Here is a 12,446-nt window from a genome sequence, read left to right on the forward strand (position 1 = left end):
ATTGATATCAATCGTTATCCCGGTTTATAAAGATTGGACTAGGCTGAAAAAGTGCTTAGAAACAATTTCCATCCAGCGTGATTTTCATTCTCAGCTTGAAGTGCTGGTGGTTAATAATCTGCCAGAGGATCCATTACCAGAATTTCCTGACTATGGGTTCTATTTATCTATTTTGACTGAAAAAAAGCCTGGTTCTTATGCAGCTAGAAACAAAGCATTGGAGCATGCTTGCGGAACCTGGGTTCTATTTACTGATTCTGATTGTATCCCAGATTTACTATGGTTAAAAAGAGCAGATTTTCTGACTCATTCTGGGATAGCGGAGTTGTATGCGGGAAATATTCTCGTTAAAAGTATTTCTAACTCAAGATTTTCAAAATTTGATCAGGCCTTTGCGTTTCCAAATAAAAAATATGTTGAAAAAGAGAGTTTTGGAGTCACTGCAAATCTCCTTGTAAAAAAGGAAGTTTTTGAAAAAGTAGGTCAATTCAATTCGCAATTGATGACTGGAGGCGACTCTGAATTTTGCAACCGAGCTGTCAGGGGTGGGTTTAGAATTGTTTATGATGAAAATTTGAAAGTGGAACATCCAGCAAGAGAAAGTTGGAATCAATTAAAAACAAAAGCTGTAAGGTTTGGAGGAAGACTTCCTTCAGGTTCAGGAAAAGGGTTGATATTTTTGAAATTAATTGGAAAGTTTCGGGTCAGAGTGGATGATATCCAGCAAATTTCTGGTTTGGAAAATGTTACAATCGGACAAAAGCTTGATTTTATGTGGATTAAACAGCAACTCCGCTGGGTAGAAGCTGTAGAATCAATGAAAGTATTCTTTGGAAAATCTGCTGGCAGGCTATGATGAGAACGTTTTTAGTTTTCACATATTTAACCTTTCTGAATTGTGGTTTTGTTCTTGCTCAAAACCTTAATGCCGGTATTCCCATCTTCGAGGAAGCTGTGCGAAGAGGGCAGGTGTTAGGTGAGGTTTCAAACAGTTACTCTTTCCAAATTCGACCGATCCGGCTTTTTCCTAAGGATACTAGTCATACCTTTAGTTCCATTGAGAACTTTTATTCTAAAGAAATTAGTGGGAAGAATTCGCTGAGAAAAATTCGTTTTTCGTCACTTCCATTGGTGATGTCAAATGCTATCAACACAAAAAGGCCTTATGGATGGGGAAACAAAGGATTGCTTCCCAATGTTGGTTTTCAAACCTATATTTCCACAGGATTTTTTGCCAAATTTCATTTTTTAGAGGTACAATTTCAACCAGAATATGTATATGTTCAAAACTTGCCTTTTCAAGGGTTTGGCGAAGAATACCCTCGAGGGGTGGTAAGTGCACGGTTTTTTTATTGGAATAATGGGGATAATCCTGAGAGATTTGGGGATGATCCAATTTCAAGATTTTGGTGGGGACAATCTTCGGCAATGCTTGTTTTTGGTCCCATCTCGGCGGGTATTTCAACTGAAAATATTTGGTGGGGACCTGGTCAGTTTAATTCTTTAACATTTAGTGCCAATGCAGAGGGGTTTCCTCATTTAACTTTGAAAACCAATAGACCTATTAGAACCCCGATTGGGAAGTTTGAGGCTCAAATCCTATCGGGTAAATTGGAGAATTCTCTATTAGCACCAACCCAAAATGAAATTCAGAATGATAGATACTTTCGAAAATTCGATGGAGATTGGAGGTATTTAAATGGAATTCATATCAGCTATAACCCGGTTTTTCTTCCAAATTTGTTTGTAGGATTTAACAGAACTTTTCAGCAATACAATAAATACCGGGAGAAGACATTTAATGGTTATTTTCCAATTTTTGAAGTTTTCCAAAAGGAAACTTTATTCCAAAATGGAAATTCGGTGGCCTATGATAGTCGTGGCCAGGATCAGCAGGTTTCAATGTCATTTAGATATTTAATTCCAAAAGCCAAGATGGAAGTTTATGGTGAAATGGGAAGAAGAGATCATGCTTTTAACTGGAGGGATTTTTTCCTAAATCCAGAGCATGCTAGGGCCTATCTGGTTGGTATTCAAAAATTATTTTCTCTTCCAAGTGAAGGAGAGTTCATTCAAATTCGTGGAGAAATTACTCATCAGCAAGAATCCATAAATAGGTATGTTCGATATCCAGGGTTGATAGGGAATCAAACCTGGCATACTCATGGATTGGCAAGGGGATTTGTAAATAGAGGAGAAGCCTTGGGTGTGGGAGCAGGTGTAGGTTCTAATGTTCAAACTCTTGAACTTTCGAAAGTAAGGGGTTTAAATAAAAGGGGCATTTTATTGGAAAGGCTCGCCAATAATCAAGATTTTTATTCCCGTGCGTTTGGTCAAAATCCTGAAAGGAATCCCTGGATAGATTTAAGTATTGGAATTCTTTGGGACGAACAATGGAATAGAGTGATATTAAGTGGAAAACTTCAATTTATTAAAGCTTTCAACTATCAATGGCAGGTTGAGCCAGAAAGTAGACCTGACTTTCCAGTTGGGAGCAATGTAGGGTCTATTTACTCTCAATTGAACCTAGTGTATAGATTTAATAAACAATAGATTTTTCCAAGATTTTTTTTCATTCAATTTCTGTTAGTTTTGCTATCACAATGTCAAGTGAGTAATTTTAGTACTCACTTTTTATCATTAAAAAAAATTAAAAATGAGCATTTTAAAGGGGTTTGGGAGGTTTTCTCAAATTTCCTCAATTTTCATTTTTAGAATTTCAAAATAAAAACAAGAGCTAAGTCCCTGGGACTGAAGGGGCGAAGCTGTAGTCAGTATTCATTGACATAGAATTTCAAATAGGTATGTTAAAACCATTAGAAGAAGTTAAAATCGCTGTAATAGGTCTAGGCTATGTTGGTCTTCCATTGGCCGTAGAATTCGGAAAGAAATTTCCCGTTGTAGGTTTTGACATTGACCAAAAGAGAGTTAATGATCTAAAGAAGGGACAAGACTTTACCTTAGAAGTAGAAGATGACTTGTTGGCCTCAGTCTTGGTAAGTGATTTTACAGGGAATAATAATGGATTATTACCTTCTTTTGAATCTGCGGATTTGAAGGATTGTAATGTCTATATAGTTACGGTACCTACCCCAACGGATAAGCATAATAGGCCTGTTTTGACTCCGATGTTGAAAGCGTCAGAGAATATTGCTCAATTTTTGGAAAAAGGGAATGTAGTAATTTATGAATCCACTGTTTATCCTGGAGTGACTGAAGATGAATGTGTACCAGTATTGGAAAATATATCCGGTTTGAAATTCAATGTGGATTTTTATGCAGGGTATTCTCCGGAGAGAATTAACCCAGGAGATAAGGAGCATACTGTTTCTAAAATTTTGAAAGTGACTTCCGGGAGTACTCCTGAGGTAGCAGAATATGTAGATCGGCTCTATCAAACTGTAATTACCGCAGGTACTCACAAAGCATCTTCGATTAAAGTTGCTGAAGCGGCCAAAGTGATAGAAAACTCACAAAGGGATATCAATATTGCTTTTGTAAATGAGCTTTCGAAGATTTTTAATCTCCTAGGGATTGACACCCATGAAGTATTGGAGGCCGCAGGGACAAAGTGGAATTTCCTGAAATTCAAACCTGGATTGGTTGGTGGACATTGTATTGGAGTTGATCCTTTTTATTTAGCCCAAAAAGCTCAAGAAGTAGGATATCATCCAGAAATAATTCTTGCTGGTCGTCGATTAAATGATAGCATGGGTAAACATGTAGCCACCGAGGTGATCAAATTGATGATGAGAAAAGACCTCAAAGTCATCGATTCCAAAGTGTTGATTTTGGGATTTACCTTCAAGGAAGACTGCCCAGATGTCAGAAATACCAGGGTGATAGATATTTACCAAGAGTTGAGATCATTTGACATGGAAGTGGACATCTATGATCCTTGGGCAAATCCTACTGAGGTAAAACATGAATACGGTATTGAAATTCTTTCTGGTCAAAATGCCCCCGATTTAAATGCTTATTCTGCTGTAATCCTAGCAGTTTCTCATAAAGAGTTCCTTACTTTACCGATTTCAAAATCTGACAAACAAGTTGTTTTTGACGTGAAAGCAATTTTACCAAAAGAAAATGTTGACTCACGTCTATAACATCCTAAAAAATAAAAACATTCGAAAGTCTGATTAATTCTTATTTTTGAAGCTTAATTAAAACTCTCTTAATTCAATTCATTATTTAATGAAAAAATTCCTAAAGCTTTCATCCCTTTCCCTTGGGTTTGTTTGGTTACTTTTTTCCTGTGTTTCAAACGAAAAGTTGATTTACATGCAACAATTGGAAGAAAGTACAGGTCCATTGATTGAATCCAGTCAAAAATATCCTTATCAAACAGAAGAGTATCTACTTCAGGTCAATGATATCGTAGAAGTGAATATTAAAACTACGGATGAAAGGCTGAATTTAGTTTTTAGTGCTGCCAACAACGACACTCAAAATCAAGCAATGATGGGGGGAAATCAAGGGTCAGGTGACGCATTCTTTATGAATGGGTATACTCTTGATGATGAAGGAATGGTTGAGATTCCATTGATTGGGAAAGTGAAATTCGTAGGATTAACAACAGAAGAAGCGAAAAAAGTTGTCGAAAAAGAGGTTTCAAAGATTATTAATCCGGGGGAATTTTTTATTCGAGTGAGATTGGGTGGTATACGATTCAGTGCTCTGGGTGAATTTAATCAATCTGGAAAATATACGATTTTGCAAAATAGAGTGACAATTTTGGAGGCAATTGCCTATGCTGGAGATTTAAGTAGAGTAGCAAAAAGAGATGAAGTTTATTTGGTTAGACAATATCCTGATGGATCTCAAATCCATAAAATCAACTTGTTGGATCGTGAATTATTGGGTTCTGAATATTATTTCTTGAAACCAAATGATATGATCTATGCCGAACCTATGAAAGTTAGAGAAATTGGTGCAGGTAACAATTTAGTTGAAACTTTGACTCTTCTAACGACATCCATAACTGCTGTTGCTCTAATACTTACTTTGATAAAAAACTAAGATTGATTTATGAATTTTGATCAAGAGGAAAATGATTTTTTCCATGATGAGGAAAGCAGCTTTGACTTAAAGGCTCTTTTTCCTAAAATTTTAAAGATTTGGCCTTTTATTTTGGGAAGTTTAATAATAGCTCTTTCTGGGGCCTATTATTTTACGAATACATCAATCCCGACTTATTTGGTGTCAAGTAAGTTCTTTATCAAAGAGCAAGACAATGCACTTTCACTTTTTGATAATCCGGCCCTGGGTAATAACCAAGGAATTGGTATTACTAATGAAATTATTATTCTTAAATCAAGGCCAATTGCAGATGCAACATTAAGTCAATTGAAATTTGATGTTGAATACTTTGAAGAGAGAGGTTTTATTCTTCAAGAGATTTTCAGAAAGACGCCAATTGTTGTAGAGGTTGATTGGGAATATCCTCAATTGATTAATGGAGTAGTGGAGGTCAAATGGGAAAATCCAAACGAATATTCGTTTGTTTTTGAGGAAGAAGGGTTTACGCAATTTTTTCCTGACGGAAGTGTCACTCCGGGAGCTCCAAAAGTAGAAGGGACTTATAAATTTAATGAGTGGGTGGAAACTCCACAATTCAAGATTAAAATTAATAAAACCTCAAATCAAGATGCCGGTTCAGCATTTTATAAGGTTCGAGAGCGAAATTATCTGATTAATCACTTTTCAAGTAAGTTAGTAGTAGATCTTGAAGAAAAGAACTCCTCAATTTTGAACTTGAGTATGGCTGTTCCTAATGTTGAAAAAGGACAGACTTACTTAAATATGTTGATGGAGACATATCTTGAACTGGAGCTTCAAGAGAAGAATGAAATTGCTAATAGAACTATTGATTTTATTGATAAGCAGGTGGCTGGAGTTGCTGATTCACTTTCTTTATTTGAAAGCAAGCTTCAGAACTTTCGATCTTCAAACAGGATTTATAACCTCAATAATGAAAGTAATACGGTTTATAGCAGATTAACCAATATCGAAACGGAACTGGCAAATGCTAAACTTAAAAGCAGTTATTATGAGACCTTAAGGGAATATCTTGTAAGAGAGGATTATACGGAGATCGTAGTTCCTTCGGGTTTAGGTATTGATGACCCTTATCTCAATGGGTTGATTGAGAATTTACTATCGGTTCAAGTTGACAGATCAAGATTAATGGCTACCCAGACTGAACTTTCTCCTGCAGTCCGCGAAGCCAATAAAAAGTTGGATGATTTGAATAAGTCTATCCGTGAGATTCTTGAAAATGTAGATCGGAACAATGAGCTAATAATAGCTGACTTGGAGAATAGGAAAGTTGAAATTGAGTCTTCCTTTAGAAACCTTCCTCAAGCTGAGCAGAATTTAATAGCATTGCAGCGTCAAGCTGATTTGTCTGAAAGCATTTATAACTTCCTTAGTGAAAAAAGAGCTGAATCTGCTATTACAAAAGCCTCGAATAGACCAAACAATAAAATCATTGAATTCGCCAAACAAATTGGAGGTTTGATTTCTCCTAAACCCCAAAGGAATTATTTGATAGCATTGTTTTTAGGATTAATTATCCCTCTACTATATGTGATTTTTAGAGAAGTTTTCAGAGTTAGAATTGAGGATATTAATTACCTGGAAAAGAAATTGAAGATTCCGGTTATTACCTCAATCCTAAAAAATAAGGAGGAAAATAATTTGGTTGTGTTTAACAATGGGAAATCTGGAATAGCTGAATCTTTTAGATCCCTAAGAGCAAATATCAGATACCTAATGGAGAAGGATAAGCAAGTTACTATAATGCTTACCTCCACCATTTCAAGTGAGGGCAAAACTTTTTGTGCAATGAATCTTGCATCGGTTTATTCTTTAACTGGAAAGAAGACAGTTTTGGTAGGATGTGATATGAGAAAACCAAAAATCTCCGATGATTTTGGTTTAAAAAATGATATTGGTCTTTCAACTGTATTGAGTAATCAAGTTGATAATTGGCAAGCAGCAGTTCAAAAGACAGAATTTGAAAATTTGGATGTGATGGTCTCGGGTCCAATCCCTCCAAATCCCGCCGAACTTTTGTCTGGACTTAATTTTGAAAAATTAGTGAATCAATTGAAAAATGAATACGATGTAATCATTTTGGATACTCCACCAATAGGTTTGGTAAGTGAGACAATTGAATTATTGAATTTCGTCGATTTGACTTTGTTTGTTTTTAGACAAAATTACAGTCAGAGAGACTTCATCAATGCTTTGAATGGTCTTAAAACTGCAAAAGGGATCAAAAATATGTACGCATTATTCAATGGTGCAGAAGGAAAAGGAGTAACCTATGGATATGGCTATAGCTATGGATATGGTTACGGTTATTACAGTGATGATAAAAAATAAAATAGCAAGGCTGAACTTCGCTAATGAATCGGGTTGCTAAATATTTCCGTCATTTCTCGTTTTTCTATTCTTACCTAGGCAATAGAATATTTCTTTTAATTGCGCTAAGTTTGCTAGGTGGATTTTTGGATGGATTTGGTTTGGCCCTCTTTATTCCACTAATCCAAGTTGCAGGAAAGGCTCAGATAGATAAAGCCGAAGCAGCCCAATCTCTAGGTTCCTTAGATTTCTTGCTTGACTTTATTACTTGGAGTGGATTGGAGCTGTCAGCCGTTGTTATTCTTGTATTTCTTTTGGTCATCTTTGTACTGAAGGGAATCTTTAAATATCTGGAAAGTCATTATAAGGTGATAGTTCAGATGTTTTTTGTGAGAAAGATTCGTTATCAGATGGTTGATAGTCTAGGGGGGATGGAGTACAAAAAGTTTCTTGGGCTGGATGCTGGAAGAGTTCAGAATACGCTTTCCGGAGAAATCTATAAGATAGTCTCTGCCTATGTCGCCTACTTCAATACCTTGCAATCCTTTGTACTGTTGATGGTCTATGTGGTTTTGGCCTTGCTTGCTAATTTCCAATTTGCATTGGTAGTCAGTGTCGGTGGTTATTTGACCAATTTTATTTTTAAAATAATTTTCAAATACACCGAATCAGCTTCTTTAAATAATAGTAAGCTAAGCCATAAGTATCAATCTTCCTTGATCCAGGCAGTTCATAATTTTAAATACCTCAAAGCCACCAATTATTTCCAAAAGTATAAGCTCAAACTCAAATCCTATGTGGATCAAATTGAGTTGGAGCAAAAGAAAATCGGAATTTTCAATGCCATTCTGATGGCCGCAAGAGAACCTTTGGTGATTGCGATTGTGGTGGGTGCGATTTTGGTCCAGATTAAACTTTTGGACGGAAATATTGCCGCTATTTTCTTGAGTTTGATGTTCTTCTACCGGGCATTAAACTTCATCATGCTTGTCCAGACTAACTGGCAGGCATTTACAAGTAATCTTGGAGGACTACATGTGGGGATGGAATTATTGAAGGATTTGGATGATGGGAAAGAGGAGGATTCCTCCGAGCTCCAGGTAGATCATATTAAGAGCTTAAACATAGTGAATGTAGGATTTTCCTATAACTCTACTAAAAAAGTTTTATCTAACATTAATCTGAAAATTCAAGATAATAGATCTTACGCTTTTGTAGGAAAAAGTGGAAGTGGAAAAACTACTTTGACAAATCTCATTGTTGGCTTGGTGCATCCGACCGAAGGAGATTTTTATTTGAATGGAGAGACATTAAGGTCCTTTAATTTAGCTAGTTACAGGTCCAAAATTGGCTATATAACTCAGGAACCTGTCATTTTTAATGACACAATTTTTAATAATATTACATTTTGGTCCGAAAAAACCGAAGCTAATTATTCCAAATTTCTTCACGCAGTAAAATTGGCTCACCTTACTGAATTGGTAGAAAGCTTATCTGAAAAAGAAGATACAATATTAGGTGATAGTGGGTCTCTTATTTCTGGTGGCCAAAAGCAAAGAATTTCAATAGCGAGAGAATTGTTTAAAGATGCTGAGCTTTTAATTTTTGATGAAGCGACCTCAGCATTGGATAGTGAAACAGAACAAATGATTCAACAGAATATCGATTCACTAAAAGGGACCTGCAATATAGTCTTGGTTGCACATAGACTTAGTACGGTAAAAAATGCCGATGAAATATTGCTTATGAAAGATGGTGAAGTAGAATGTAGGGGAAGTTTCAATCACCTAATCGAAATCAGTCCTGCATTTAAGTCAATGGTAGAACTTCAGGAATTTTAAGTTAGATTTTAAAGTATACTCATGGTCAAGTTCCTCGATCTTCTAAAAATTAATCTAGCTCATGAAGAAGAGCTAAGTGAAGCTTTAAATCAGGTCCTTTTAAATGGATGGTATATCCGAGGTAAGTTTCACAACGATTTTGAAACTGCATTCGCTAATTATTGCGGAACTTCTAGATGTGTTGGTGTAGCCAATGGTTTAGATGCATTGATCCTGATATTCAAAGGATATAAACAGCTTGGGCAGTTAAAAGACGGAGATGAAGTCATTGTTCAGGCAAATACCTATATCGCATCCATTATATCTATTACTGAATCTGGATTAGTACCTGTATTTGTAGAGCCAGACGAAAAGACTTATAATCTGAGTGTGGAAAAGGTGAAGCAGGCAATCACACCTAGAACTAAAGCAATTCTTGCTGTTCACTTATATGGTCAACTTAGTCCAATGGAGGAGTTGATGAATTTGGCTTTAGAAAAAAATCTGCTTCTGGTAGAGGATTGTGCTCAGTCTCATGGAGCTGTGGATACGAGGGGATTGAAGGCTGGCAATCTTTCCCATGCGGCAGGTTTTTCGTTTTATCCGGGAAAAAATTTGGGTGCACTAGGAGATGCAGGTGCTGTCACCACTTCTGATGAGGCCCTTGCCGATACCATCAGGACCATGGGAAATTATGGTAGTCAGAAGAAATATTTTAATGAGTTGAAAGGCGTTAATTCACGTTTAGATGAAATACAGGCGGCCGTTTTATTGGTCAAATTGAAATACATCGATCAAGAAAATGAAACCCGCAGAAAGATTGCAAAAAAATATTTACAAGAAATAAAGAATCCGTATTTAAGCCTGCCTACTGTATCCAAATCTTCCTTGGATCATGTATTCCATGTTTTTGTACTGAGATGCCAACATAGAGATAAGTTTATTGAATACGCTGATGCAAATGGAGTTCAAACACTTATTCACTATCCGATTCCATTTCATAAACAAAAGGCGTATCATGAATATTCCAATTTGAGTCTGCCCATCACGGAGTTGATTCATGAACAAATTGTGTCTATTCCCATTAGTCCTGTGATGGAAGAAAATGAAGTGAATAAGGTGATACAGGTATTAAATCAATTCAAGCCAGATTAAAAAATGGTTCAAAGTTTTCCTTTAGTAACGATTATTGCTATTTCTTATAATCATGAAGAATTTTTAGAGGAAACGCTTGAAAGCATTAAGAACCAAACTTATGGAAATATCGAATTAATTATTCTTGATGCATTTTCAAAAGATCAGAGTGTATCAAAAATCAATTCTTGGCTTCAACGTAATCCAGAAGTGGAAGCCAAAACAATTTTTCAGGCTGAAACCAAGAAAATCACAGCTAATGCAAATGAAGCTTTGGAATTGGCTACAGGTGAGTTTTACCAAATTCTGAGTTGTGATGATGTATTGCTTTCTGACAAGATTGAAAGTCAAGTTAAAGTATTTCAAGATTCAGATGAAAATCTCGGTGTAGTTTATTGTGATGCTTCAAAAATAGATCAGGAAAGCAATGAAATTGATCAGCCAACATTTTTTGCAGAAAGGAATTGGAAATCTGAATCACAACTTCCATCAGGTATGATTTTTCCATTATTGTTGACAGATTATTTCATTACCGCCCCCTCTGTTTTAGTAAGAAAAAGTATGGCTATGGAGGTGGGTGGATACAATTCAGAAGTAATGATGGAGGATTTGGATCTGTTTTTGAAAATGGCCCAAAAATTCTCATTTAAAGGCTTATTCCAAATTGGTGTAAAATACAGAATTTTGGAAACTTCCCTTTTAAGATCAACAGATCCATTCAATAGGCAGTCAAACAGGTTGAAAATTTATGCCTCTTACTTAGGGCAAAAGGGTGAGTGGGATAGATTTATTACTCATCAGTTTCTTTTAGCTTATCAAGGAAAATCTACTTTCTATAAGTTGGTTTTTTCGATTTATGCTGGCCTTCAGAAGTTTCTTAGAACGAAATTCAAAAAACATTATTAATCCATGGAACCGAAAATAAAAGTATTGTTTATCCTTCCTGAGATTTTGGGGCCTGGAGGGCAAGAGCTTGAGAATATTGGTTTTGCGAAAAGTCTTACTTCTGATTCTAGGTTCGAAGTAGAAATTCTGAATTTTTTTAATGCGATGTCTATTAGTGAGTTTGATAAACTTCACCAGTCGACATGGTCTTTTTTAAGTTTAAAGCAAGTTTTTCTAAGTAAGCAATTCCTAAAAATATTTGTAAAATCCAAATATAAATTGAATCAAAGTCTGGCAAATTGTTTTCGGAATTTTCCTCAATTATTTGATTCGTGGTTTCAAGAAAAAATCAAAAATGTAGATATCTGCTTTACAGGAATTAGCCCGACACATTTGCTGGAGCATTTATTGCAACTTTGTGATGAAATGCAAGTCCCATTTGCTTATCATGAGACTTCAATATTTCATCAAAAAAACCATTCATTTTATTCTCAACTTGAAAAGAAGGGGACATTTTTGATCTCGGCCCAGGAAAAAGAAGAGTATCTAAAAAAATACTATCCTGACGCATCCTATTGTACAATCAGGCAGTGGATTTATTTAGGTCAAACTGATTTCCTCTTGATCCCCTCCAAACAACCTGAAAAAGTAAGATTTGGATCTGTCGGGAGAGTTGATGAAGGGAAGAATTTTTTGAAAATATTAGAAGCTATTTCAATTCTGAATCAAAAAGGATTTCCTGTTGAGTTTGTTTTATTTGGGGATGGTCCAGACCTATCGAACCTTCAAAACTTTGTAGAAGAAAATGGTTTAGAGGATACTGTTACTTTAAAAGGTGCAATTCCATTTGACAAAAGAGCAACCTCCTTTGAAAATTTTGATGTATTTATTCTAACATCAAATTTTGAAGGTGGGCCGCTGGTGATTTTGGAAGCCATGGCCGCATCTAAACCTATTATTTCTACTCTTGTAGGAGATGTTCCCAATCGTGTATTGGATGGATTAAATGGTTATACTTTGCCTGTTTCTTGTACTGCTGAGGAAATTTGCTTGAGAATGGAAAATTATATTTTAAATAAAGTAAAAGTAAAGGAGCATGGAATGAAGAGCAGAGAACTTTTCCTGGAAAAATTTGTCAATCATACCAATGAAGAGGTTTTTAAAGAAAGCCTTATGAAAGTTCTTGGAAGAAAGAAGCATGTTGAATTTTCGTAACTATGACTTTTATGAAGAATAGTT

The 12,446-nt window shown here is 35.7% G+C and carries 9 protein-coding genes; all 9 read left to right on the plus strand.

Annotated features, from left to right (window positions below):
* Nucleotide 1 precedes the first annotated feature (1 nt).
* Entirely contained in the window at nucleotides 2–856 is an 855-nt protein-coding gene (locus O0V13_RS10875) for a glycosyltransferase family 2 protein (protein ID WP_268034991.1), read from the plus strand.
* Entirely contained in the window at nucleotides 853–2,553 is a 1,701-nt protein-coding gene (locus O0V13_RS10880) for a capsule assembly Wzi family protein (protein WP_268034992.1), read from the plus strand. Before O0V13_RS10875 ends, O0V13_RS10880 begins: the two co-directional genes overlap by 4 nt.
* A gap of 251 nt (nucleotides 2,554–2,804) precedes the next feature.
* Nucleotides 2,805–4,106 (plus strand): nucleotide sugar dehydrogenase, encoded by a 1,302-nt coding sequence (locus tag O0V13_RS10885; protein ID WP_268034993.1) that lies wholly within the window; start codon nucleotides 2,805–2,807, stop codon nucleotides 4,104–4,106.
* Nucleotides 4,107–4,194: 88 nt separating this feature from the next.
* Nucleotides 4,195–5,019 carry a polysaccharide biosynthesis/export family protein gene (locus tag O0V13_RS10890; RefSeq protein ID WP_268034994.1) on the plus strand — a complete coding sequence of 275 codons (825 nt, stop codon included), beginning with the start codon at nucleotides 4,195–4,197 and terminating at the stop codon, nucleotides 5,017–5,019.
* A 9-nt stretch (nucleotides 5,020–5,028) separates the two neighbouring features.
* Nucleotides 5,029–7,389 carry a GumC family protein gene (locus O0V13_RS10895; RefSeq protein WP_268034995.1) on the plus strand — a complete coding sequence of 787 codons (2,361 nt, stop codon included), beginning with the start codon at nucleotides 5,029–5,031 and terminating at the stop codon, nucleotides 7,387–7,389.
* 23 nt (nucleotides 7,390–7,412) lie between these two features.
* A complete protein-coding gene (locus tag O0V13_RS10900; protein WP_268034996.1) occupies nucleotides 7,413–9,209 on the plus strand; it encodes an ABC transporter ATP-binding protein in 1,797 nt (598 codons plus the stop codon).
* A gap of 21 nt (nucleotides 9,210–9,230) precedes the next feature.
* Complete coding sequence (locus O0V13_RS10905) at nucleotides 9,231–10,343, plus strand: DegT/DnrJ/EryC1/StrS family aminotransferase (protein WP_268034997.1); 1,113 nt, start codon at nucleotides 9,231–9,233, stop codon at nucleotides 10,341–10,343.
* Nucleotides 10,344–10,346: 3 nt separating this feature from the next.
* Nucleotides 10,347–11,228: a glycosyltransferase family 2 protein gene (locus O0V13_RS10910; RefSeq protein ID WP_268034998.1), complete on the plus strand. Its 882-nt coding sequence runs from the start codon at nucleotides 10,347–10,349 to the stop codon at nucleotides 11,226–11,228.
* Nucleotides 11,229–11,231: 3 nt separating this feature from the next.
* Entirely contained in the window at nucleotides 11,232–12,422 is a 1,191-nt protein-coding gene (locus O0V13_RS10915; protein WP_268034999.1) for a glycosyltransferase family 4 protein, read from the plus strand.
* Nucleotides 12,423–12,446 lie beyond the last annotated feature (24 nt).

The organism is Algoriphagus sp. PAP.12 (assembly GCF_026652115.1).
Taxonomy (GTDB): Bacteria; Bacteroidota; Bacteroidia; order Cytophagales; family Cyclobacteriaceae; genus Algoriphagus.